This window comes from Paenibacillus pasadenensis (assembly GCF_002864175.1).
Classification (GTDB): Bacteria; Bacillota; Bacilli; order Paenibacillales; family Paenibacillaceae; genus Paenibacillus_O; species Paenibacillus_O pasadenensis.
Genome location: NZ_NFEZ01000004.1, coordinates 3,227,986 through 3,250,584 on the forward strand (window position 1 = coordinate 3,227,986; position 22,599 = coordinate 3,250,584).

28 protein-coding genes and 4 tRNA genes are annotated in these 22,599 nt (G+C 62.1%); 9 read left to right on the top strand and 23 right to left on the bottom strand.

Annotated features, from left to right (window positions below):
- Window positions 1–85: 85 nt before the first annotated feature.
- The 9 genes from B8V81_RS23560 to B8V81_RS23600 all read right to left on the bottom strand — a co-directional run bounded on the left by B8V81_RS23560 (window position 86) and on the right by B8V81_RS23600 (window position 4,281).
- Window positions 86–397 (bottom strand): DUF1292 domain-containing protein, encoded by a 312-nt coding sequence (locus B8V81_RS23560; protein WP_028596944.1) that lies wholly within the window; start codon window positions 395–397, stop codon window positions 86–88.
- Window positions 398–475: 78 nt separating this feature from the next.
- Window positions 476–1,042, bottom strand: a complete 567-nt coding sequence (locus B8V81_RS23565) for a stalk domain-containing protein (RefSeq protein ID WP_028596945.1) — start codon at window positions 1,040–1,042, stop codon at window positions 476–478.
- A gap of 348 nt (window positions 1,043–1,390) precedes the next feature.
- Window positions 1,391–1,600 (bottom strand): hypothetical protein, encoded by a 210-nt coding sequence (locus B8V81_RS23570; protein WP_028596946.1) that lies wholly within the window; start codon window positions 1,598–1,600, stop codon window positions 1,391–1,393.
- A gap of 159 nt (window positions 1,601–1,759) precedes the next feature.
- Window positions 1,760–2,011: a DUF3892 domain-containing protein gene (locus B8V81_RS23575; protein ID WP_028596947.1), complete on the bottom strand. Its 252-nt coding sequence runs from the start codon at window positions 2,009–2,011 to the stop codon at window positions 1,760–1,762.
- Window positions 2,012–2,321: 310 nt separating this feature from the next.
- A complete protein-coding gene (locus B8V81_RS23580; protein WP_127464477.1) occupies window positions 2,322–2,567 on the bottom strand; it encodes a hypothetical protein in 246 nt (81 codons plus the stop codon).
- 63 nt (window positions 2,568–2,630) lie between these two features.
- Window positions 2,631–2,822, bottom strand: a complete 192-nt coding sequence (locus tag B8V81_RS23585; RefSeq protein ID WP_101809311.1) for a hypothetical protein — start codon at window positions 2,820–2,822, stop codon at window positions 2,631–2,633.
- A 4-nt stretch (window positions 2,823–2,826) separates the two neighbouring features.
- On the bottom strand, window positions 2,827–3,108 hold the full coding sequence (locus B8V81_RS23590) for a phage holin family protein (protein ID WP_101809312.1): 282 nt from the start codon (window positions 3,106–3,108) through the stop codon (window positions 2,827–2,829).
- Window positions 3,109–3,228: 120 nt separating this feature from the next.
- Entirely contained in the window at window positions 3,229–3,684 is a 456-nt protein-coding gene (locus tag B8V81_RS23595) for a WGxxGxxG family protein (RefSeq protein WP_101809313.1), read from the bottom strand.
- 524 nt (window positions 3,685–4,208) lie between these two features.
- Window positions 4,209–4,281: transfer RNA gene (locus B8V81_RS23600), tRNA-Val, on the bottom strand.
- Between the two features lie 185 nt (window positions 4,282–4,466).
- Between B8V81_RS23600 and B8V81_RS23605 the strand changes: the two genes are divergently transcribed.
- The 3 genes from B8V81_RS23605 (at window position 4,467) to B8V81_RS23615 (ending at window position 5,558) form a co-directional block, all read left to right on the top strand.
- Entirely contained in the window at window positions 4,467–4,907 is a 441-nt protein-coding gene (locus B8V81_RS23605; protein WP_101809314.1) for a VanZ family protein, read from the top strand.
- Window positions 4,908–5,025: 118 nt separating this feature from the next.
- Window positions 5,026–5,169, top strand: coding sequence for an aspartyl-phosphate phosphatase Spo0E family protein (locus tag B8V81_RS23610; RefSeq protein WP_084136441.1), 144 nt, complete (start codon window positions 5,026–5,028; stop codon window positions 5,167–5,169).
- 98 nt (window positions 5,170–5,267) lie between these two features.
- On the top strand, window positions 5,268–5,558 hold the full coding sequence (locus B8V81_RS23615) for a hypothetical protein (RefSeq protein ID WP_101809315.1): 291 nt from the start codon (window positions 5,268–5,270) through the stop codon (window positions 5,556–5,558).
- A 116-nt stretch (window positions 5,559–5,674) separates the two neighbouring features.
- Here B8V81_RS23615 and pstA read toward each other — a convergent pair whose 3' ends face one another.
- The 4 genes from pstA to B8V81_RS23635 all read right to left on the bottom strand — a co-directional run bounded on the left by pstA (window position 5,675) and on the right by B8V81_RS23635 (window position 9,980).
- Window positions 5,675–6,559 (bottom strand): phosphate ABC transporter permease PstA, encoded by an 885-nt coding sequence (pstA, locus tag B8V81_RS23620; RefSeq protein WP_101809316.1) that lies wholly within the window; start codon window positions 6,557–6,559, stop codon window positions 5,675–5,677.
- Window positions 6,556–7,491 (bottom strand): phosphate ABC transporter permease subunit PstC, encoded by a 936-nt coding sequence (gene pstC, locus B8V81_RS23625; RefSeq protein WP_101809317.1) that lies wholly within the window; start codon window positions 7,489–7,491, stop codon window positions 6,556–6,558. The genes pstA and pstC overlap by 4 nt, the downstream gene beginning before the upstream one ends.
- A gap of 203 nt (window positions 7,492–7,694) precedes the next feature.
- Window positions 7,695–8,558: a phosphate ABC transporter substrate-binding protein gene (locus B8V81_RS23630; protein ID WP_101809318.1), complete on the bottom strand. Its 864-nt coding sequence runs from the start codon at window positions 8,556–8,558 to the stop codon at window positions 7,695–7,697.
- Between the two features lie 60 nt (window positions 8,559–8,618).
- Window positions 8,619–9,980, bottom strand: a complete 1,362-nt coding sequence (locus B8V81_RS23635; protein ID WP_028596958.1) for a stalk domain-containing protein — start codon at window positions 9,978–9,980, stop codon at window positions 8,619–8,621.
- A gap of 162 nt (window positions 9,981–10,142) precedes the next feature.
- Between B8V81_RS23635 and B8V81_RS23640 the strand changes: the two genes are divergently transcribed.
- Window positions 10,143–10,481 carry a L,D-transpeptidase gene (locus B8V81_RS23640; RefSeq protein WP_028596959.1) on the top strand — a complete coding sequence of 113 codons (339 nt, stop codon included), beginning with the start codon at window positions 10,143–10,145 and terminating at the stop codon, window positions 10,479–10,481.
- A gap of 113 nt (window positions 10,482–10,594) precedes the next feature.
- Window positions 10,595–11,578: an S-layer homology domain-containing protein gene (locus B8V81_RS23645; protein ID WP_052332848.1), complete on the top strand. Its 984-nt coding sequence runs from the start codon at window positions 10,595–10,597 to the stop codon at window positions 11,576–11,578.
- Here B8V81_RS23645 and B8V81_RS23650 read toward each other — a convergent pair.
- Window positions 11,541–12,350, bottom strand: a complete 810-nt coding sequence (locus B8V81_RS23650; RefSeq protein WP_028596960.1) for an SPL family radical SAM protein — start codon at window positions 12,348–12,350, stop codon at window positions 11,541–11,543. The genes B8V81_RS23645 and B8V81_RS23650 overlap by 38 nt on opposite strands.
- Complete coding sequence (locus tag B8V81_RS23655; RefSeq protein ID WP_028596961.1) at window positions 12,347–13,072, bottom strand: uracil-DNA glycosylase; 726 nt, start codon at window positions 13,070–13,072, stop codon at window positions 12,347–12,349. The genes B8V81_RS23650 and B8V81_RS23655 overlap by 4 nt, the downstream gene beginning before the upstream one ends.
- A 67-nt stretch (window positions 13,073–13,139) precedes the next feature.
- Between B8V81_RS23655 and B8V81_RS23660 the strand changes: the two genes are divergently transcribed.
- Entirely contained in the window at window positions 13,140–13,409 is a 270-nt protein-coding gene (locus B8V81_RS23660) for a hypothetical protein (RefSeq protein WP_043110782.1), read from the top strand.
- A gap of 150 nt (window positions 13,410–13,559) precedes the next feature.
- Window positions 13,560–13,811: a hypothetical protein gene (locus tag B8V81_RS23665; RefSeq protein WP_028596962.1), complete on the top strand. Its 252-nt coding sequence runs from the start codon at window positions 13,560–13,562 to the stop codon at window positions 13,809–13,811.
- A gap of 63 nt (window positions 13,812–13,874) precedes the next feature.
- Here the strand turns inward: B8V81_RS23665 and B8V81_RS23670 are convergent.
- The 3 genes from B8V81_RS23670 to B8V81_RS23680 form a co-directional block, all read right to left on the bottom strand.
- Window positions 13,875–13,957 (bottom strand) — tRNA-Leu (locus B8V81_RS23670).
- Window positions 13,958–14,092: 135 nt separating this feature from the next.
- Window positions 14,093–14,169 (bottom strand) — tRNA-Ile (locus B8V81_RS23675).
- 38 nt (window positions 14,170–14,207) lie between these two features.
- Window positions 14,208–14,281: transfer RNA gene (locus B8V81_RS23680), tRNA-Met, on the bottom strand.
- A gap of 247 nt (window positions 14,282–14,528) precedes the next feature.
- Here B8V81_RS23680 and B8V81_RS23685 point away from each other — a divergent pair.
- Window positions 14,529–14,837 (top strand): hypothetical protein, encoded by a 309-nt coding sequence (locus B8V81_RS23685; protein ID WP_028596963.1) that lies wholly within the window; start codon window positions 14,529–14,531, stop codon window positions 14,835–14,837.
- A gap of 51 nt (window positions 14,838–14,888) precedes the next feature.
- Here the strand turns inward: B8V81_RS23685 and B8V81_RS23690 are convergent, their stop codons facing one another.
- Both B8V81_RS23690 and B8V81_RS25425 read right to left on the bottom strand, forming a co-directional pair.
- Window positions 14,889–15,809, bottom strand: a complete 921-nt coding sequence (locus B8V81_RS23690) for an HD domain-containing phosphohydrolase (RefSeq protein WP_043110732.1) — start codon at window positions 15,807–15,809, stop codon at window positions 14,889–14,891.
- 127 nt (window positions 15,810–15,936) lie between these two features.
- On the bottom strand, window positions 15,937–16,113 hold the full coding sequence (locus B8V81_RS25425) for a hypothetical protein (RefSeq protein ID WP_153783803.1): 177 nt from the start codon (window positions 16,111–16,113) through the stop codon (window positions 15,937–15,939).
- 208 nt (window positions 16,114–16,321) lie between these two features.
- Between B8V81_RS25425 and B8V81_RS23695 the strand changes: the two genes are divergently transcribed.
- The gene (locus B8V81_RS23695; protein ID WP_028596965.1) at window positions 16,322–17,065 is read left to right on the top strand and encodes a sulfite exporter TauE/SafE family protein; all 744 of its coding nucleotides are present in this window, start codon (window positions 16,322–16,324) and stop codon (window positions 17,063–17,065) included.
- Window positions 17,066–17,222: 157 nt separating this feature from the next.
- On the opposite strand, the gene B8V81_RS23700 is transcribed toward B8V81_RS23695, so the two are convergent.
- From B8V81_RS23700 to B8V81_RS23710, 3 genes are read right to left on the bottom strand one after another with little or no spacing between them, the layout of a single operon-like run.
- A complete protein-coding gene (locus B8V81_RS23700; protein WP_084136445.1) occupies window positions 17,223–18,785 on the bottom strand; it encodes an ABC transporter substrate-binding protein in 1,563 nt (520 codons plus the stop codon).
- Window positions 18,782–19,666 carry an ABC transporter ATP-binding protein gene (locus B8V81_RS23705; RefSeq protein ID WP_028596967.1) on the bottom strand — a complete coding sequence of 295 codons (885 nt, stop codon included), beginning with the start codon at window positions 19,664–19,666 and terminating at the stop codon, window positions 18,782–18,784. Before B8V81_RS23705 ends, B8V81_RS23700 begins: the two co-directional genes overlap by 4 nt.
- 6 nt (window positions 19,667–19,672) lie before the next feature.
- Window positions 19,673–22,579 (bottom strand): ABC transporter permease, encoded by a 2,907-nt coding sequence (locus B8V81_RS23710; RefSeq protein ID WP_052332891.1) that lies wholly within the window; start codon window positions 22,577–22,579, stop codon window positions 19,673–19,675.
- Window positions 22,580–22,599: the final 20 nt, after the last annotated feature.

Below are 22,599 nucleotides of genomic sequence, written 5' to 3' on the forward strand. Positions count from 1 at the left end.
GGGGCGGCTTTTTTTGCGAACGCCGGGCGAAACGTCAAAAAGCCCGGCCGCAACGGCCGGGCTTGACAGGCTTGGAAAGCTGGGCTCAGCCCTGCTTTTCGTTCTCTTGACGCGCGAATTCCTCGTAGATCGCCGTGACGCGCTCCCACTCGGCATCATCCTCGATGCCGACGAGGAAAGCTTCGTCGTCCTCTTCCTCGACGCGCAGGATCAGCCCGTCCTCTTCGGGATTGTTGCGGTCCAGAAGAACGGCATACGCCTGGTTGTCGGATTCGAACTGGTACACCATCACCATCTCGCGCTCGACGCCCTCTTCGTCGGAAACGACGAATACCGGCTCTTCGTGGTCATGGTCATGGCCGCAGCCGCAGTTGTCGTCATGCTTGTGCTCGCTCATATCTATCCCTGCTTTCATCAGTGCTCTCGAATTAACTCTGGTATCGTACCATGAGCCGCCTCACGGGTCAAATCGGGATTACTTGGCAAGCAGATTCTTCTCGGACACGACGCTCCAATCGTCTGCGGCCGCCAGCCGGATCGAAAAACGGACCGAATACTTGCCCGCGCTGTCGAAGCTGTATTTGAAATCATCCGTCAGAAACCAGAAGTTGTCCTTGCTCGCCTTCATCGTATCCTGCTGGATCAAAGACTCCTTGCCGGACGGGTCGGTGATGGTGATCCGAAACGAATGGATGTCCGTCGTCAGCGTGTCGATCTGCGCGAAAACGCTGAACGTGACCTTCTTGCCGACTTCGACGCCGCCGAAGGTGGACTTGTCCGGCTTGAACAGAAACATATGTACGTTGGGCTTGATGATCGATGCCTTCTTGCCGTTTTCGTCCCAAAGGACGAGCGCCTGCATCTGGCTCGCCAGCTGTCTAAGCGGGAGGTAGCTCTTGCCTTCGCTCATGATGCCGCCCTCGGACAGCTCGCTGCCGTTGAGCGCCACCCGGATCGCTTGCGAGGCCGAGTTCGCGAAAATCATCGTCCCGCCCCAAAGCGCCATGGCCAGCGTCAGCACCAGAACCTTCTTCCCTTTCATGAATATCCCCTCTTCCGGAACCAGTTGAACAGTTATACTCATCGCTTGAGCCAAAGTTGCGGGAGGCGGCGCAACCATTTGCTCGGCTTGATCCAAAGTTGCGGGAGGCGGCGCAACCATTTGCTCGGCTTGAGCCAAAGTTGCGGGAGGCGGCGCAACCATTTGCTCGGCTTGATCCAAAGTTGCGGGAGGCGGCGCAACCATTTGCTCGGCTTGAGCCAAAGTTGCGGGAGGCGGCGCAACCATCTGCTCGGCTCCGGGAATTCCGCATCCTCTTCGGCGCGGGGAGCGTCTTGTCGGAAGATGCGGTATTTTGCGCTTGCCCGGGAAATACCGTGCCGCCGGCGCTCAGCCGTAGGTGCGGGTAAGGACGCACGGCACGCCTTTGCCGAGCGCTCCCGGCTGGCGCATCCGGGCCAGATACTGCTGTCCGCGGGAGCAGGGAGTCTTGCATACCGCGCATGTGTCGGACAGGACCAGCTTCATCTGGACCTGCCGACGGTCGGATGCGGGCGCCTTTTTCTTCGCGGTCTTCGTCTTGGAGCCGCCTTTGCTCATGCTGCCATTCTCCTTCCGGGCGTCCCGCTGCAGGACGCTTCCCCGCTATCCTATGCAGCGGTCCGGCGGATGGCCCGCCCGCGGACGGGCAGAGACAGCAAAAAAGCGCGCCTCCGCCAGCCAGCGGAAAACGCGCGGTTCGAGCCGTCCGAAGGCTCGTCAGAAGAGCGGCAGCTGATCCAGGTTGTTGGTCGGGTCTCCGTCCGCGTCTCCGCGCAGGTAGTGGCCGCCATCCTTGCCCTTGAACACGTTCACGCCGGCGAGCAGGCCCTGGTTCGCCTCGGCGATCGCCTGGTCGTACGCGAGCACGCGGCCGCTGTCGGTTTTGAACGAGGTCAGATCGCCGTCGCCGTTTTTCTGCACGGCAACGATGCTTTCGCGCTTCTGCGCTTCTCCGTTTCCGATCTCCATGGGGGATTCCCCTCCTTTTCATGTAGGGAAGCGGAACGATCCGCTTGCAGGTTCAGCTTTCCCTCGCCGCCCCTTTTTTATCCGCGAGTAGCCCGTGCCGCCCAGATGCGGTATGATGAAGGCATGACTGCACGCCCGCAAAGCGGCGGGCGGACTCGGGAAGAGGTGACGTTGACATGGGCATGGGAGGCGTGCTGTTCCTTTCCGGCTTGATGGTAGCGCTGATGATCTGGCTGCTGCTGGCCGTAACCAAAAAAGCCTACTCCAAAAAATGGGACGAGGAATGATTTCCTCGTCCCATTTTTCCGTCTCAATAAGCCTGCTTCCACGTCCGGTCCCGGTCATGGCGCCGCTGCGGAGCGAGTCCGCCGTCCGACGACGGCCGCTCTCCGTAGAGGGCCGATCGGACCGACTCCGGATAAAGGGCGGAGCGGACCGATTCCGTTCTGCCCTGCGTCGGCTCCGCCGCGCCGCGCAGCGTCCAAGCTCCTTGGCAGCCGGCGGCCAATCCGAGCAGCGCCGCCAGCAAGGCCGCTTGTCCCAACTTATTTTTCACGAGGCTTCGGCTTCCTTTCTACGAGCTGATCTTGCGATCAGTATCGCCCTATCGCCCCATTCCTTATTCCGGCTTGCCGTTTCTTTCGGAACGGTCCAGCTCCTCCCCGTACCCGACCCACACATACGTCCGGTCATATTTGTACGAATCCCATCGGATCAGTCGGCTGAGCGGATAGACCGCCGTACCGACCAAAGCCGCCAAGCCGAGCAGCCAAATTGCCAGCTCCGCCGTCCATGCCGCCGCGTTTCCCATCGCTTCAGCTCTCCTCCCCGTTTTTGCGAACCGCTTCCCTCGTCTGCTTGAACAGCTGATGGCCGTAAACGGATACGGCTCCGCACAGCAGCCCTTGCAGCGCCACCTCCAACGTGAAGCCCTGGAGCGCCATCGCAAGCACGATCGCCGCTCCCGACACGATGTAGACGATGGTCCAGTTCGGAATTTGAGGCGTCCCCTTCAAGATCATGCCGATGACCCAGCACGCGGCGACGACAATGGTCAGCTCGGGATCGATCAGCTCGGATAGCGCTTCGACCGTCATCCTCGTCCTCCTCTCTTCCTTCGGCAAGCTACTATATGAAGGAAGATGGACGAATATGACGAGCGGTCGAGGGAAAACGCAAAAAAGCCGCAGCGCGAGGCTGCGGCGGTCGATCGTCGATTAGTGGCGTTCCGGATTGCGCGAGCGCATGCCGGCCAGACCGAACAGGCCGAGCAGGCCAAGCCAGCCCCAGCCGGCATGGCTGCGCGTGTTGGTCGTTGAGGCAGCCGCCGTATAGTGGCCTGTCGTGCCGACATTGTGCGCGCGATACGTTCCTGCCGCCATGCCGTCGTAGGTTCCGGCGCGATAGCCGGTCGGGCTCGTCACCGTGCCGTTCGTGTTCATGCGGCCGCGGTGCATGTCCAGACGGTTCACGCCGCGTTCCAGATGATGCATGCCGCGGTTCGCTCCGCGCTCCAGGCCGGTCATGCCGCGCTCTACATCCGTCGTTACGGCAGACGGGTTCAGGTTCTGGCCGATGTTGCGGGTCATGTCCTTCATGTTGGCATGAGCGGGCAGGCTAAGCATCGAAGCCAGCACCGCTACGGAAGCAAGAGATGTCATCGTTTTTTTCACAGGTCAGACCTCCAGGTTCGCTAAGGGATGGGATGAAACGGCCAAGTGGAACAGCCGCAAAAGGAAGCCCTCCTAGCATCCCCCCGGAGGCAAGCCGCAACCCCGTCAACCGTTGGCTCGTCTGGTCCTCCTTGGACGGAAAGAGCAAACTCTCCAGCGATGAAGGGTCCTACGCTTCAATCGCACTCGACTGTGGCCCGCAGAAGCCGCCGGGACGAGTTCCGTCACAGGCGCCCGCCGCCGCTTGTTCATAAGGAAGAACGACAGCGCCAGCGCGACCGCCGCGAACCCGATGATCATTGAAATGCCGAAGGCAAGCGCATGAAAAAGACCCGGACCATCCGCGGATCCGGGCCTGCTTAAGAAATGGAGCGCAGGCCCCTCTCCTTATGTACTGGCTTCAGCATGCAAGGAAAACGAGGGCCGGTTGGAAAGGTTTCATTCCTTTATTTTTCACCATGCTTAGTAGAAAACCCATATTCCCGAAAATGAAAAAAACCCTTGCTCCGCAAGGGTTTTTGGTATGATCTGTAGTGGGCTCGAACCACTGACCCCCACCCTGTCAAGATGGTGCTCTCCCAGCTGAGCTAACAGATCATGTTTAGAAGGGATATTTCTTTCTTTCATCTCGTCCGCGTTTGTCCCGCGAACAATTAATACTATACCAGCTTGACCAAACATCGTCAACACTTTTTTCAAAAAAAGTTTTCGGTTGTTTTGCAAGCGATTCCGTCGGCTATACTGCAAACCAAATGGCCAACGAAAAGGAGTGATCCGCCGCCATGCCGACAAAACCGAATCCTCATCCGCTGCGCCTAGCCGCCGTGCTTGCCTGGGCCGGCGTCCTGCTCATGCTCACCGGCACGGAAAGCCTCCGTCAGCTCCTCCTTCATCGGGAGCTGGTTTTCTCCTTCGATCTTTCTCCCGACTTCCGGCCGTTTTTCCACTGGGCGGACATCCGCTCCATCCATAGCGAATGGCTGCTCGTCAAGCTCGGCCACTTTCTCGGCTTCGCCGTGCTCGACCTGCTGCTCATGCTGTGGTTAGGACGCAAGCTCCCGGCGCTGGCTCTGTCGCTGCTGTTCGCGTTGGCGACGGAAGCGCTGCAGCTTTTTCAGCATCGGGACGGCAGGCTATACGACGTGATCATCGATCTGTCGGGAGCTCTGACCGCAGCCTTTTTGCTCGCCTGCTTCGCCGCCTATTCCAAAAAAGAACGGTGACCTCTGTTTCAAACGAGTTCAATCGCTTTAATAATAGTCATAGAGAGTGGCAATATATAGTAAATAATGCATAAGTTGTCGACACCATCCATCAATATTTCTAAGGATGTGACTGACCATGTCAAAAAAGACCGAGATCATGAAGGATATCGAACGGTTGCGCGAAGCCCTCAATAAGGCTCCCGTAAGCTCTTCTGGATACAGTCTGGAGCTAAGCAGGCGTTTGGATGAATTAATCGTTTCCTTTTATAAAGCTGGATGATTCCGAATAATCGTTCTTTCGCCCTATGGCCCCTTCCATTCTACACGCCTTTTATGATACAATTCGTATCATAGTAGATTGGTTTAGGGGTTGCTGTCATGCTAGTGCTGAGGCTGCTGAGCGAGCCGGCCCATTTCCAGCAGGCCGTCGACGAAGGATGGACCGTGTCCGTTTATAAGGATTCCCGCCTGATCCTAAGCGGCCATCCGATCGAGATGTTCAATCGCGATACGGTGAAGATTGCCGGAACTTATTTTTTCATGGAACAATGCAAGTTCGAGGGTTGCCGCACCGTCCTCCCGCATCGCCCTGCCGTCGAATCGCTCGCACCGCGCGTCCGCAGGCGCAAGCAGCCTCTTCCTTCGCTGCATCAAGCATCCGACTCCTAAAGAAAACGAAATCGACCGCGATGGTCCGCCGACAGGGGACAATCGCGGTCTTTTGACGATGGGCCATGGAAGCCTCTCGGCGGCGGCAGGAGCGCCTGCCTCATCCTTGCCCGAGCCTAGGCGCGCCGCGCGTTCCACCAGATCGGGATGCGCAGCAGCAGATTGAGCAGCAGGACGACGATCAGCAGCACGGCAGCCGCATGCGAAGCGATGGCAGCGGCGTCCGGCACGATCGCCTCGGATTGCACGTACCAGAGATGCACGGCCAGCGTCGCTCCCGGCGACATCGGATCGAAGTCCCACATGAGCCCGGAGGTGGAGACGCCCGATACGAGCACGATGACGGCGCTCTCTCCGAACGCGCGTCCCGCCGTCAGGCTGATGCCGGTCATGATGCTGGACAAGGCGGCCGGCAAGCACACCTTGAAGATCGTCTGCGTATGCGTCGCGCCGAGCGCCAGCGAGCCTTGCTTGTACTCCGGCGGAACTGAGCGCATCGCCTCCTCCGTCACCCGCGTCAGCAGCGGCAGATTGAGCAGCGCGAGCGTGACGGCCCCGCCGATGATCGTCAGCCCGATGCCCATGCCCTCCACGAACAGCGCGATGCCGAACAGGCCGAAAATAAGCGACGGCACGGACGCCAGTCCCTCGACGCAGATGCGGATGAGGCCGATCGCTCGGTTGTCGGGAGCAAACTCCGCCAGATAGATGCCGGAAGCAAGGCCGAGCGGAATCGAGATGAGCAGCGAGAGCACGAGAATATACAGCGAGTTGAACAGCGCCGGTCCGATGCCGCCTCCTTCCTCGATCTCGCTTGGCAAGCCGAGCACGAAGCTCCACGACAATCCCGGAAGCCCCTCCGCCAAAATCGTGCCGAGCAGCGCGAGCGTGAACAGCACGCAGCCGAGGCCGACGGACCAGACGACGGCGGTGAACGCCTTGTCGGCGCGACGGCTGCGGCGGAGCGCGGTGCGCCGCGCTTGATTCGCAGCTTGACTCATGCCGCATTCTCCCCTTTCTTCTGCAGCATCCGGACGACGCCGATCATCAGCAGCGAGATCGCGAGCAGCAGGAAGCCCATCATGTACAGCGCGTTGTTCCAGGTCGAGTCGAAAGGCACGTTCGGCAGCTGCATGACGATATTGCTCGTCAGCACCGACGTCGGCTTGAGCAGGCTGTCCGCCAGCTGCGGCGTATTGCCGATGACCATGACGACGGCCATCGTCTCGCCGATCGCGCGCGCCATGCCGAGGATGACCGCCTGCACGATGCCGCGGCCGGCGGCCGGCAGGATGACGCCCGTGACGGTCTGAAAGCGCGTCGCACCGAGCGCGAACGAGCCCTGGACATACTTGCGCGGCACGGCGCGCAGCGCGTCGTCGCTGATGCGCGTAATCGTCGGCAGCACCATGACCGCCAGCACGAGCGATGCCGCCAGCACGCCGTCGCCCAGATTCGAGCCGGTGACCGCGCGCAGCGCCGGAATGAGCAGCGTCAGGCCCATATAGCCGTACACGACGGACGGGATGCCGACGAGCAGGTCAAGGATCGGACGCACGACTCGGCTGAGCCGCTGCGGAGCGAGCTCGGCCAGGAACAGCGCCGCCAGCAGCGAGATCGGCACGGCGATGAGTAGCGTCAGGCCCGTCACCGCGAACGTGCCGAGAATGAAGACGAGCGCGCCGTACTTCTCTTTTTCCGGCTCCCAGGCCGTAGACAGGAAAAACTCGCTGACCGGGACGTCGCGGAACGTCAGCACGCCGGTGCGGAACATGAAGAACAGCATCGCCAGCAGCACGCCGCAGACGAGCACGGCCGATGACGCGCACAGCAGCCGGAACGAGCGATGCTCCAGCCTCAGGCGCAGCCTGCGGACGCTGGAGCTGCGCGAAGGGCGCTGCGGGGCGGATAGGGTTGGAATGGTTTTGCTCATGGGCGGACGATCCTCTCCGAGAGATGAAAAGCATCCCCGGAAGCCGGCCTCCCGGGACGTGTTTGCAAACCGGCTTAGGAGCCTTGCAAACACGCCCTGGGCGCGGTTTCCGGGGAGCGGGTCGAGCGGGAATGGCACCGGAATGGAAGAAGCGCTGTCTTACGCTTCTTTCATTGCCGACACCGAATGGAGGAAGGGAGTAATTACGCTTCCTTCATTGCCGTAATCGGGATGAACTTCAGCTTCTTCAGCGAGCCGTTTTGGAACTTGGCGCTCTGGATGTACTCGATGAACGCTTTCGTCGCGCCGGTCGGCTGGCCCTTCGTCATGTAGTAGCCGTAGCTCCACACCTTGTACTTGCCGTTGATGACGTTGTCCGTCGTCGGAGCGACGTTGTCGATTTTGACGGCGTTCATCTTGTCCGTCACGTAGACGAGGTCGATGTAGCCGATCGCGTTCGGCGTCGTCTCGACGGCCGTTTTCATGTCGCCGCTCGATTTGACTTCTTTATAGTTGTCGCCTTTGGAGATGAAGTCGGTGCCCTTGAGCGCCTTCAGCTGGAAGTTGACGCGCGTGCCGGAGCCGAAGGCGCGGTTGACGACGACGATGTCGGCATCCTTGCCGCCTACTTCCTTCCAGTTTGTCACCTTGCCGGAGAAGATGTCCTGCAGCTCTTTCGTCGACAGCTCGGTCACGCCTGTGCTTTTGTTGACGATCGCCGCGAACGGGATGACCGCCACTTTATTGGCGACCTGGCCGTCGAACTTCTTGAAGCCCGGAACGTCCGTGGAGGCGTCCCAGTCGCAAGCGCCGATGTCGGCGATGCCTTTGCGGACCGATTGAGGACCGGTCACGGAGCCCGCGGCGGAGGCGGAGATGCGCACCTTCGGATGCAGTTTCTTGAATTCGCTCGCCGCTTGCAGCGACAGCGGCAGCAGCGCGGAGGAGCCGTTGATGACGATTTTGCCGCTCAGTTTGGAGGCGGCCGCCGTGGCGGAGCCGGAGTAGGAGCCGAGCAGCAGCGTCGCCGCCAGCGTGATCGTAGTCATTTTGCCGAACCATTTCATGTGGAAGTTTCCCCTTTCGATTGGACCCGTAAAAATTGGCCGTCAGGCCGTGCTTGCCGCTTACTTGCTGAGAGTTGTCCAGCGTCCGTCCGCGCCGAGCGACTGCAGCCGTCCGTCCGCGATCAGCGCGGCGCGCTTGCCGTCCTTGGACAGCGTCAGGCCGTAGGCGCCTTCCGGAGCGGCAGCCAGCTTCGTCACCGCTTCGGTGGACTCGTCCAGCACGTAGACCGACGTTTCGGTCAGGATGCCGATGAAGCTGCCCGCCTGGACGGCTTCCAGCACGTCCTCTTTGTCGAAGGCGGTTTTCGCTTGCTCGCCTTTTTGCGAGACGAGCGTGGAGATCGTCTTCTCGTCGCCGGCCTTCACATAATAAACAGTGCCGGATGCGGAGCGCTGGATGAACAGCTTGTCCTCGTCGCCCTTGGTCAGAGCGGCCGGCTTGGCGTCAGCGGCGCCAAGCGCCAGATCGAACAGCTGCGGGCTCGTGCCGGCCAAGTCGATCGCGACATCGTCGAGGCTGACGTCCTTGTTCGCATCGGCGGTCACCTTGCCGGTCTTCACGACCGAATACGTCAGGCCCGCTCCGTTCACGGACAGGTCGCCCTTGTACTCGACCTTGTCGTCCAGCACCTTGGACACTTTGCCGTCTTCGAGGGAAATCGCCGCGATGACAGAGGTTTTGTCGCCTTGCAGGAAGAACAGGCTCTTGCCGTCCGGCGCCCATTGCAGATTGCTCTTGATGCTCGTGTCCGTGCCGAGCTTGCGCATCGTCCGCGCCGCCAGATCGACGATCCGCACGACGCCGTCAGCATCCGCGAACGCCGCCGAGGCGCCGTCCGGCGAGACGACCAGCTCGGAAGCGCCGTTCGAGGTGAGCAGCTGTGTCCGCGCTCCGGTCGCCGGGTCGACGATGTAGTCGAGGCGGCCGTCCTCCGTCGTGACGGATGCGATCAGTCCGCTGCCTGCCCATTGGACCGAGTCGACCGCATCGAGCAGGTCGAGCGTCTCGATCGACCAGCCGTCCGCTCCGCCCTTCCACGTCGCTCCGAGAGCGGCCGCATAGGCGCCAGGCTCGATGTAGTTGACCTGCTTCCAGCTCGTGACGGCGCTGGACAGAGCGACCGGACCTTCGTCCGTCTGGATCTGCTTGGAGCCGGCTTGCAGCAGCAGCGTGCGGTCTCCGAGCGTGACGCGCACGCCGGCTCCGCCGGGAAGAACCTCCAGCTCGGCGCCGAGAGCATGGGCGAGATCAGCGGCGGACAGCAGCTGGCTGCCCCCCTGGACGATCGAGCGTACGATCACTTCGTTTCCATTGACGCTGATCGTGGCTTGCTTCGCTTCGGCCGCGGACACCGCTGTTGCCGCACCGGCTCCGATCGCGGCGACCAGCGCCGCTGCAATTGCTTTAGATCCTCTGTTCATGGTTGGCTCTTCACCCTTCTTTGCGACTATTGTCCCGTACAAGCTGATCCTAAGGCATAATTGTTTAGGCTATATTTGGAATTTTTAACGATTATGTAAAGGAAAGACCCAGGCGAAAGGGGGCTTCGGTCGCATATGCTACCGGGAAGGGAGAAGGTCCGCATGCCTAAATACCGCATCATCGTCGATCTGTCCGATCGCGCGCTCTATCTGCTGGACGGAGATATTGTCGTGAGGCAGTTTCCGATTGCTGTCGGCAAGATGCTGACCCGGACTCCGACCGGAGAGTACACGATCATCAACAAGCAGCTGAATCCGGGCGGGCCGTTCGGAGCGCTATGGATGGGGCTGTCGAAGCCTCACTACGGCATTCATGGCACGAACGATCCCGCCTCCATCGGGCGCGCAGTCTCTCATGGCTGCATCCGCATGCACAACGAGGACGTGCTCGAGCTTTCGGCGCTCGTGCCGCTCGGGACCAGAGTCACGATCCGTCCCTGAGCCGCAACCATTCGCTCCTGGACTGCGTCTGTAACGGCAGAATGGTCTTTGCTTGCCGGGCCGAGTTTTGGGCCAACCTACAGATAGCGGAATCGAGAAGGGAGCGAGGGAAGATGACGAGGAATAGAAAGAAAAGCCGGCTGCTGGCCGGCGGTCTGGCAGCGGCGCTGCTGCTGGCGGCCGCGCCGCTCCATGCCGGCGCTTTTGCCGATGTGGAAGCGGATCCGAACGCGGCCGCCATCCGCAGCTTGGAACAGGCCGGGCTGCTGAGCGGCGGAGACGGCAAGTTCCGGCCGGCGGAGGCGCTGACGAATGCGGAAGGAATAGCTCTGCTCGTGAAGGCGTTCGGACTCAATCTGGACCGGATCCGGTTCATTCAGGCTCCGCAGGCGAGCCAGTACTATCCGGGCATGAGCGACAGCGCATGGTATTCGGAGTCGTTTCTGATCGGCGCGGCGCTCGGCGTCGGGCTGCCGAAGGACGTGAAGCCGGGCGCGCCGATGTCCCGCGAGACGTTCGCGGCGCTGCTGCTGCAGGCGATGAAGGCGGCTGACGGCGGGTGGAGCGGAGCAAAAGGCGAGGCGCCCGAGGACGATTCCGCGGTCGGAAGCGCCTATCGGGACAGCGTGCTCGAGCTGATCGGCGCGGGTCTGCCGCTGCTCGATCCGTCGGGAAATTTCCAGCCCAAAAAGGCCGTCTCGCGCAGCGACGCGGCAGCCTGGGTCGAAGGAGGAAGGAAGCTCGTGAAAGGCATAAAACCGGAAAGCGAATCTCCCTCTCCCGTCTCGCCGCTTGCAGGCGTCGAGCTGACGACGGCGAAGCTGGCGGACGGCGTCGTCAAAGTGACCGTATCCGCTCAAGCACCGAATCCCGGCTACGGCATCCGGATCGCCTCGATCCGCTTCGACGGCGGACAGGCGATCGTGAGCGTCGCCGTCGTACGGCCGAAGCCGGGCCAGATGTACCCGCAGGTCATCACCGAGGTGAGCGCCGACACGTATGTCGACGAAGCTTATACGGCCGTGCTCGACGAAGCGGCGGCCAGCAGCGGCGAGCCGCTCAAGGGAGGAATCCTGCCCGGGAAAAATGCACGCTGACGTCCGGGCTTGCCAGCAGCGACTCATAGAACCGGTCCGCGGCGGCCGGCGCATAGTCGGCCTCGAGGCCGAGGGAACGGTACTGCTCCCTCATGCCGAGCTGGCCGGAGCGCCGGCCGCCGCTGCCGTCTCCGCGGTGGAAGTCGTCGACGACGATGCGCGGCGCCTCGCGGACGAGACGGCTTGCGAATCGCTCCGTATGGGGCAGCAGCGGCGAGACGGCCGCCTGCACGGGAATGCCCGCCTCGCGCAGCTCCTTCAGCGCGCGCCAGCGGGCGGCGAGCGGCGGCGCCTGCGGCGTGAACCGGCGGCGCATCGCCTCGTCGTCCGTCTCGATCGTCACGCTCGCGCGCAGCCTGCCGCCGAAGCGGGCCAGCAGCTCCTTGTCCCGCAGGATCAAGGCGCTGCGCGTCTGCAGCAGGATGAACTCCGGCGGGCGCTCCAGCATGAGCTCGAGCAGCGAAGCGGTCGTGCGCGCCTGCGCCTCCGCGGGCTGGTACGGATCGGTCGCCGAGCCGAAAAAGAGCCGGATCGGTCCTTTGTCTGATTCGCGGCTCCATTCGCGCCGGAACGAGGCCGCATCGAGCTTCTTGACGTCGACCCAGCTGCCCCACGGCTCGGCCCGGAACAGTCCGACCGGCATCCGGCGGACATAGCAGTAGCTGCAGCCGAAGCTGCAGCCCGTGTACGGATTGAGCGTATGCGTATAGCCTTCGAGATAGCCTGCCGCAGGATTGAGCCAGCGGGCCGGCCGTTTCGCCGGGCCGCTCATCGGGCGCCGCGCTCGTGCCCGGCGGCGGCTTCGTCGCGAGCGGCCGGCTCGGCCGTCCGGCACCAATCGATCGGCTCCATGCCGTGCTTTTCCAAAAAAGCGTTCGCCTTGGAGAAGGGCCGGCTGCCCAGGAAGCCGCGATGGGCCGAGAACGGACTCGGATGCGGCGTAGACAGCAGCAGATGCCGGCTCCCGTCCAGAAAAGCGGCCTTGTTCTGCGCATGCTTGCCCCAGAGCAGGAACACCGCCGGACGCTCCCTTTCGCCGATCAGCCGCACGATGCGGTCCGTGAACCGCTCCCAGCCGAGCCCCTGATGCGAAGCGGCTTGTCCCCGCCGCACGGTGAGCACGTTGTTGAGCAGCAGCACGCCCTGGCGCGCCCAGCCGCGCAGGTCGCCGCTCTCGGGCAGCGGACAGCCGATGTCGTCCTGAAGCTCCTTGTAGATGTTTTGCAGCGACGGCGGGATGCGCACGCCCGGCTGTACGGAGAAGCTGAGGCCATGCGCCTGGCCGGGGCCGTGATACGGGTCCTGGCCGAGGATGACGACCTTCGTGTCTGCGAGCGAGGTCAGATGCAGCGCGTTGAAAATATCATGCATGTCGGGATAGACCGGACCGCTGCGGTATTCCTCCGCCAGCCGGCCTCGCAGCTCGCGGTAATACGGCTGCTGCATCTCCTCCCGGATAAACGGCTCCCAGTCGTTGCGGAACGTCACGGTCATTTGACATCGCCCTCCGTAGAAAGTAAAATTGATTAGCCCATATCGAAGAAAGTCGCAGGTGATGGCCATGAGTTACCGTCCGCTCGTAACGAACGTCAAGCTCGCGGAGCGCAACGACTCCACCCAGCTGTACCAGGTCGTCGTAAAGCTCAAGGACGGCGGAGAATGCCGCCTGTTCTACGGCCCGGAAGGCACCAAGATCAATCGTCTCCAGACGACGCCTTGTCCGGTATGCCGCCGAGACTACTACTGCAACTGCATGGACAAGTTCATCGAGGAAATCAGCAGCCAGGTCGACCTGGAAGAGCTGAAGGCTGCCGAGCCGGCAGCGAAGTAAGAGGCCTCCAGGGGCTTCTTTTTTTCTGTCTCCAGTGTACTGGATTCAGCCAAGCCGGGCAATCCGGCGTTATTTTTCACGCTGATCCGTTTAATGGAATGAAAAAACCTGCCGATATAGTTCGTATCCACGGGAGGGAGCGTGATTGCCATGCGCTTGGCTACAGCCGTCGGCTGGATGATGGCTCCGTTCGTCATGCTGCCGGCCAGATGGAGCAAGCTGTCTGCGACGAGCCGCCTGGTCGGCGCCGTCTGGTCCTCCGCTCTGCTGCTGTCGCTGCTCGCTCTGGCGATGCCCCACGGCGCGCCGAGCAATCCGGCCCAGCAGGTGCAGGCCAAGGTCGTTCCCGCCGCCGCAAGTCCGGCCGCTCCTGCCACGCCGGATTCGGACGAGCTTCCTTGATCGGCCGCGCGAAAGCATGATCCACGCAAAAAAGCAGCCCGAGGGCTGCTTTTTTGCGTATGATGCCGAAGACCGGACTCGAACCGGTACGGGGTTGCCCCCGACAGATTTTAAGTCTGTTGTGTCTGCCATTCCACCACTCCGGCAAGACGAGATGCGCCGCATGAGCGACATGACGAAAGACAGCTTACCATACTTCGCCAGCGCGCGTCAACGGATTGTCCGGACCGCCGGGAAATAAAAAACCGCCTCGCATCGCGAGGCGGTCCGTTCGTTCTGATTGGTGGGCCCTGCAGGACTCGAACCTGCGACCAATCGGTTATGAGCCGACCGCTCTAACCAACTGAGCTAAGGGCCCTTTTGAGGGATAGGTTGACTCGCATAAGGGCGAATAAGTTGCGGGGGCAGGATTTGAACCTGCGGCCTTCGGGTTATGAGCCCGACGAGCTACCGGGCTGCTCCACCCCGCGTCAAGGAATCACGGTTCCGCTTGGGAACACAAACATAAATATACTACAGCCGCTCTGGCAAAGTCAACCTGCCGGCCGGCGGGCTTTGATTCGATGCAAACTCTCGCAAATCGCAATTGACGACTCTAGCAGGAATTGGTAAGATCACCCTATAAATCATGCGTCAAAAGGCCCATATATACCGATTTTTATCGGTTTATAGGACCTATGACCTTGTTTATATCCATCACCTGATAGGAGGGGTAGAATGAAGAAAAAAGCAACGCTGCTCGTTGCCGCTGCAATCGCGGTCCAAACGCTGCTCGCTGGAAGCGCCTTTGCCGCCTACAAGCCTGAACAGGACATTACCGTCGGCATCAACCTGCTGCCAAGCGTCATCAAGCCTTCGGGCGCACTGGGCGAAGCGACCTTCAATCTGCAAGAAGACGTGCATGGGACGGTAACCGGCCTCACCGGCCTTTCCATCGATCATTCCTACGCCATGGTCAAGCTGAACGGCTTCTCCCTGCTGGCCGTCGATCCGCCCCTGGCGCTGATCAACAGGCCAAAAACGTAAAACCTGCCTGGCTGCGGGCTCTCTCGAGAGCTCGGGGCCAGGCAGGTTTTTTTATAGCTGATGCGCCAGCTTGAAAAAGGCGTCCATGACATCGGGATGATATTTTCCGCGGGAGCGCTCCATCTCTTCCCAAGCCTGCTCCTTGGGCACGGCTGCCTTGTAGACGCGCTGGGCCGTGATCGCATCGTAGGAATCGACGACGGCGACGATCGCCGAGCCGATGTGGATGCTGCCGCCCTTCAAGCCATACGGATAGCCGCTGCCGTCGAATCGCTCGTGATGCTGCTCCACGATGAGCCCGGCCGCCTTCAGATGGGTCATCCCGGTTTCGTTCAGGATGCTGCGCCCTAGCGCCGCATGGGTCTTCATGATTTCGTATTCCTCGCTCGTCAGCTTGCCGGGCTTGCCTAAGATGCTGGCCGGCACCCTCGTCTTGCCGATGTCATGAAAGAACGAGCCGTAATTCAGCTCCATCAGCTGGGCGGAGGTGAGGCCCATGCTCTCCCCGATCATCATCGCCATCCTCATGATCGTGTAGCAATGGTCGGCGGTGTAGCCGTCTTTCTGCTCGATGTCGACAGCCAGCCTCATGAGCTCCTTGGCATTTTCGCTATAGTGGTGGAACACGGGCTGCGAAGCGACATACAAAAACTCGCAATCCGTCTCGGCGATGAAAATCGTCTCGTCCCGAACCGGCTCTCCGGAGACGGAGTCCCCGCTCCTCAGCACATGGTCGCCCGACGGAGAATGCCAGATCAACGAGCCCGTCAGCACGTAGACGAACTCCAGCGCTTCCCATCCGTCGGCGGGATACAACGCCCAGCGGCTTCCGGCCTTCAGCCGGTGGTGAATGATCTCGGTGCCGTCGCCGGATGCGATCAGCTTCAGCTCCAAGCCGCTGCTCGTCAGCGAGACCGTCTCCATGGGCTGGTCGAAGCTCCGAATCGTCAAGCCGGACTGGCTTTCCTTCATGCGCGCCCCTCCCTTCGCTCTCTGCCAAGCTGACGTTTGAACGCGTCATTCGGCTTCATGCTACCGCTATTCTATCGCGTTCAATTTCCGGCTGCAACGAGATTTTGGAGAGCGGCCCCGAGCAGGCTCAGGGCATGTAGCGGACGCCGTACTTTCCCCGTTTCGATTGAAACACTTCGATTTCCTTCGGGCATTCGTAGCCGTAAATCCACCAATCGTTCTCCATCCGCTTGACGAGGCAGCCCGCCTGGAACTTGCTGTCGTACAGGCGTCCCCAATAAATCCATCTTGTCATCGCTGTCATCGCGTCGCTCGCATCCTTTCGTCGTCGGGCGGCTCCTGCCTGTCGTCCGAGCCTCTTTATCGTCATCGTTCCCCTGATGTACGCGCTTCATTCCGGATGCACGCGCGAAAACGGCGGGATTGCCGGACGCGCCTTCCGTCCGTTAAGATGAAGGAAACCGCGCATGACATGGCCAGGCATTCGCCTGGCTGACGCAGAGGAGGCTACCATGGAACCGACATCGTTGCAGCTGTCCGTCCTCGTCCTCTGCTCCATCCTCATCGGCTTTTCCAAAACCGGCATGCCGACGCTCGGCTTGTTCGTCGCCGCCGTCATGGCGAGCGTCTATCCGGCACGGGAATCCGTCGGCCTGATCACGCCGGTGCTTATCATCGGCGACATCATCGCGATCCTCTATTACCGCAAGGAGGTCGTCTGGCGGCATCTGGCGACGCTGCTGCCGTGGGTGTTCGCCGGCTTGATCGGCGGCTTCCTCGTGCTCGGGCGCATCCATGACCGGCCGCTCTCGATTCTGCTCGGCAGCCTCGTGCTCGCCTTGCTGCTGCTGCATCTGTTCAAGAACCGCATCGAAAGCGCCGCGTCCGTCTCGCTGAGCTCCGCTCCGGCGTTCAACAACAGCCTCGGCGTGCTGGCGGGCTTCACGACGATGATCGGCAACGCCGCCGGCAGCATCATGTCGATCTACCTGCTCGCCAAGGGCATGGACAAAATGCGCTTCGTCGGCACGAACGCCATGTTCTTCTTCATCGTCAACGTCGCTAAAGTGCCGTTCACCGCCTCGCTCGGGCTGATCACGGCCGATACGCTCGTCCTGAACGCGTGGATGATTCCGGCGGTCGCCGCCGGCGCCTGGGTCGGCATCAAGCTGCTGCCGCTCATTCCGCAAAAGCTGTTCCAAGCGCTGATCCTCGGGCTTGCCGCGCTTGGCGGCCTCAATCTGATCCTTTTCTAGGACGCAACGCATCCCGCAGGACAAAAAGGGACGAAGCGCAGCGATGCGCGCTTCGTCCCTTTTTGACGCCTGCCGGAACGATCCGGCCGGCAGTCCGACAATCGCCGGCTCGGCTCGGGACGCCGCCCCGAGAGCCGGCGGATTCGAATGCCTTCCGTCAGCCGGCCGGCAGAACCTCCACCGCTCCTCCGTCCGTGCTTCCGCCTTCCTTGCCTTCCGGACTGTTCGTCGGGTTCGTCTTCAGCTTCGCCAGCAAAGCGTTGCCCTTCGTCGCCCAGTCCTTGACCGCTTCCTCGGCCGTCATCTTGCCGCTGAGCGCCTGCTGGAACGACTGCTGTCCAATCGATTGCACCTCGTAGATGCCCGGCTTCTTGCGCGCGAGCTCTTCCATCGCGCTGCTCGTCGGCGGCACCGGCTTCAGCGAGTAGAACGCCTTGATGTTGTACTGCATGCCGTCGATCGGCTTGATGAACTCCGCGCGCGCCGGAATTTCATAGGTGCTGCGCGATTTCAGCTTCGCCCATTCGCGGCTGTTGAGGAACTTGATGAATTCCCAAGCGCCGTCCGGATTCTGCGCCTTGGCGTTGATGCCCATCGGCTGGCCGAGGTAGGAGTTGCCGCCGACATCCGGGTGCTCCTCGAACACCGGCACCGTCACGACGTCCCAGTCGATCGGCTTCATGTTTTTGTTCGTCGCGGCCGCATCCTTGATGTTCTTGAGCTCCATGATGTAGTTGTAGTCGGCGATCGTCATCGCGACGTTGCCGGAGTTGAACAGGTCGTTCTGGTACATGAACGAGTTCTGGTCCTTTTCCCGCTGCTTCTGCTGCGCTTCGTTGATTTTCTGGATCTTCTCCTGCGTCGGCAGGACGTCCTCCTTGTACAGCTTGAGGATCGTATCCCAGGCGTTGGACCAGGCCGGTCCGCTGTCGACGAGCATTTTCTCGCCCTTATCGTCAAACATCTTAAGCTGCAGCGGAGCGATATACGTCTGAAGGTCGCTGAACGGATCGCCGCCGCTCCAGCGGTTCATCGTCAGGCCGAACACCTGCTTCTCCCCCGTGCCGCCCTTCACCTTGCGGGCGAGGTCGAACACCTGGTTCCATGTCATCTTGTCGGTCGGCGGCTGCACGCCGGCGTCCGAGAAAATCTTCTTGTTGTAGAACAGGGCGGAGCCGGAGAAGGTCGGCGTCAGCACGTAGATCTTGGAGTCTCCGGCCGCCTTGATGCCGTCGATGACCGTCGGCACGTAGTCGCTGATATCGAACTTATCCTTGGCGATGAGCGGGTCGAGCTGCTGCAGCAGGCCGTCCTGCACCATCCGCTGGAGCTGGTAATAGTCGACCATCACGACGTCGACCGGATTTTGTCCGGTCAGCAGCTCCTGCATCTTCTCGTACGGATCCGGCTGCTCCTTCTGCTGGTCGCCGTTCGTGTAGCGCATGTCGTTGTAATTGTTCGCATAGACGATTTCCAAGCTGACGTTCGGATGCGTGAACTCGAACGTATCGGTGTACTGCTGGCGGAACCACGAGTCATTGTCCGGCGAGCCGTACAGCATGCCGATGCGCAGCACGCTCTGCTCCGCCTGCTCCGACGAGGAGCCGCTGCAGCCTACAAGCGTTCCCGCGGCCAGTGCCGCCGCCATCGCGGCCAAGCCGGCCGCGCGCAGGCGCGTCCCCTTCTTTTTTACAACGGCGTTTTCTCCAAGCTCCTTCATGCCTGTTCCCCCTCAATTAGCTTCGGTTTCGTAATGATGATGCGCTCCCCGTCGAACTCCATCGACGCCTTGCCTGTAATGCCGAGCGCGGTCAGGTACTCCTTGGGCACTTGCAGCCGCCCGGCCCGGTCCACGACGGCGAAAGCCTCGTGCACGTCCTGCAGGCCGCCCTGTCCGAAGCCGGTCGCTTCGTCGAGATGCGTGTTGCGCCGCAGGAACTCGGTGCTCGTGAGGCCGTCGCGGATGGCGACGACCCGGTCGACCTTGCCCGCGAGCGACAGGTCATGGGTGACGATGACGATCGTCAGGCCGAGCTCGCGGTTGAGCGTGCGGAAAATGTCCATGATAAGGTCGCTCGTGCGGCTGTCGACGGAGCCGGTCGGCTCGTCGGCGAGCAGCATCTGCGGCCGGTTGGACAGCGAGATCGCGATCGCGACCCGCTGCTGCTCCCCGCCGGACAGCTGATGCAGCTTGTTGTGCATCCGCTCCTTCAGACCGACCCACTCCAGCAGCTGCCGAGAATAGGCGCGGTCCACCTTGCCGCGCAGCATCATCGGCATCTCGACGTTTTCGATCGCCGACAGGTACGGCAGCAGGTTGCGGGCGTTGTTTTGCCAGATGAAGCCGACCGTCTCCCGCTTGTACTTGACGAGCTGCTCGTCGGTGATCTTGAGCAGATCCCACGGGCCGACGCGCACCGTTCCGGCCGACGGCCGGTCGAGGCCGCCGAGGATGTTGAGCAGCGTCGACTTGCCGCTGCCGCTGTTGCCGATGATCGCCATCAGCTCGCCGTCCTTGACGCTGAGGTTGAGCCCCTGCAGGGCGACGACCTCGAGATCGTCGGTCTTGTAGATCTTGACCAGCCCTTCGCAATCAATCATGACCCATCATCGCTCCTCTCCCATCTTGACCGCCTGATGCACCCGCAGCCTGCGGATATGGAGCATCAGCAGCAGCGCGCCGACGAGCATCATGAAGGCGACGACGACGTACAGCTGCATCGTATCCTGACTGTTGAACACGACGCGGAAAGGAGGCACGTTGCCCGATGCGTTGTCCGCCGTCTGCAGGAACGGCAGGAACAGCAGGCTCGCGATTTTGCCGATCGCGACGCCGAGCCCGATGCTGAGGCCGGCGGTGAACAGCTGCTCGAGCAGCAGCATCCCGGTCAGCTGGCGCTTGGACAGCCCCATCGCCCGCAGCACGCCGAACTGCACGACCCGTCCCGACAGGTTGAAGAACCAGTACAGGATGTAGCCGGTCAGCGTGACGATGACGGAGACGAGGAAGCCGAGGCTCAGGATGCCGAACACGCCGCCGCGCGTCGGCAGCTTGCTCTGGGCGATCAGCGCCGAGCGCACGTCCTTGACGCTCGCCAGCTCGATGCCGTGCTGCTGAAGCTCGGTCATGAGCGGGGCGACCTTGGCGTCCGGCTTCATCTTGAGCCAGACCTCGTACGGAAGGAGCGGCACCTGATCGTAGATGTAGTCCAGGTTGGCGATCAGGAACGGCGATTCGTCCGGATACTGCGACGGCCAGTACGGCAGGATGCCGACGACCGCGAAGTCGATCATGCCGTCGGAAAGCCCCATCGAGATCGTATCGCCGAGCTTGAGCTGATACTTCTCGGCGAGGCCGGACGGGACGATCGCTCCGGCGCCTTCGGCATAGATGCCGAGGTTGTTGAGATAATGGTTCGGATGGACCGGATACAAATCGTCCCGGAACCAGCCCACCTTGGCGAAGTCGACATTGTCGATGCCCATCAGCGTGCCCTGGCCGATCGAGCGGCCGGAGACGACGAGGTTGCCTTTGGCCTGCAGCACGCGGGCCGCCGCCTCGACGCCGTCCAGCGATCGGAACACCTCGAACGGCGGCTCCGAATACCGGACCTTGACCGGCTGCTGGCCGCCTCCGCCCGGATTGCCGCCTCCGCCGCCGCCGTTGCCGCCGCCATTGCCGTTTCCGCCGTTGCCGCCGTTTCCTCCATTGCCGCCTCCGCCATTGCCGCCGTTGCCGCCGTTGCCTCCGCCTCCGTTGCCGCCCTGGCCGGGCTGCAGCTCCGGCGTGCTGGACCATACGGTCTGCATGACGACGTCGGTGCCGTATTGGTAGAGCGTGCGCTCGGTCGAGTTGAGGTCGATCGTGCGCGCGGCCGAGGCGTTGTAGACGCCGAGCCCGAGCGTCAGGATGAGCAGGATCATGAGCGGATAATAGCCTTGGGACGAGCGCGACAGCTGCGTCAGCGTCAAGTAGAGCGGCACCGGCAGCAGCTTGCGGCCGAGCCAGTTGAACAGCCGCAGCAGCCACGGGAACAGCCGCAGGAAGAACAGGCCGAGCGAGAAGATCGCCAGCGCCGGCACGAAGAACAGGAACGGCTGCACGTTCAGCTGATCCGTCGTCATTCCGGTCTGGAACGTCAGCATCTGGCGCTCGCTCAGCAGGTACCAGCCGTATCCGCTCGCGCCGAGCAGCAGCACGTCGAGGAACCAGCGCTGCCAGAACGGCGCGCGGTCCGAGCGGGCCAGCTTCTGCTTGTAGCCGACGATCGACGCCCGCGCGTAGACGACGGCCGGGATGACCGTCGCCAGCACGGCCAGCAGCACGGCCGCGCTGCCGGCGATGATCGCATCGGTCGTGAAGCCGACCGGAATCGACTTGCGGTCGACGAATTCAAGGAAGCCGTTGGCCGAGCCGATGCTCTTGGCCATGAACCAGCCGAGCAGCGGGCCGAGCACGAACGCCGCGCCGCCGAGCAGCAGGCTCTCCAGCAGATAGAGCCCGATGATCTGCCGGGTGCCGGCGCCGCGGCTGCGCAGCACGGCGATGTCGCTGCGCTGCTTGTCGAGCGCCTGGCGGGCGTTCATCGCGATGAAATAGAACACCATCGCGATCATCGGCGCGGCGAGCGTGAACAGCAGCGTCTGCAGCTGCAGGCTCGTCGTCCGGAACTGCTGCAGGATCGACGCGAAGCTGATCTCGACGCGCGTATCCGGCAGCTTTTGGTACAGCTCGATGTTCAGCCTCTCCAGCGTGCGGCTCAGCGGAGCGAGCTCGCCGGTGCGAATCTCGCGCAGGTCGAACGCGTAGTACCAGGTGCCGCTGTGGAGCGGCAGCTTGCGGTCTTTCAGGATGCCGTCCGTCATGGCGGGCTCGCTCGTGAGGAAGGTGTTCATCATCCCTTCGAGGCCCTGGTACCAGAACGGATCCGTATCCTGCTTCGGCTTGAACGTGCCGACGATCTGGACGCGCAGCGTCTGGTTCGAGCCGCCTCCGTAGGCCGGGTAAAGGAACACGTCGCCTACGTGCATGTCGGCGCGGTACAGCGCCTCCTCCAGCACGACCGCCTCGATCGTATCCCCGCCGCCCTTGCCGGGCACGAACCAGCGCCCCTGCGTCAGCTCGGCCTTGCCCTCGAGCCCCGTCAGCGCCTGCAGCGAGAACTTGCGGCTGACGCTGGCGCTGACCTTGGTCGGGTCCTCCGGCGTGATGTCGGCGCTGCGGATCGAGTAGCTGCGCGTCGCCGTCTCGATCGGGAAGCCGATCTGAGCCGGGACGTCGTCGCGGATGTAGCCGTCGACGCTGCCGAGCGCGGCCAGATCGGTCGGGCCCGGGCTTGCATTGTAGCGCATGAGCAGGGAGCCGGCCGGCAGCCCCTCGCTCTCCTCCTGCAGCGATTGCGTGACGACGCGCTTCAGCGAGCCGTCCGCGTACATCGGGATGCTGACCGCGAACGCGACCGCCAGCACGAGGCCGGCGAGCGAGCTGAGCGTCAGCCATCTGGTGTTCCACATCTTGCGGAACAGGAATCGGA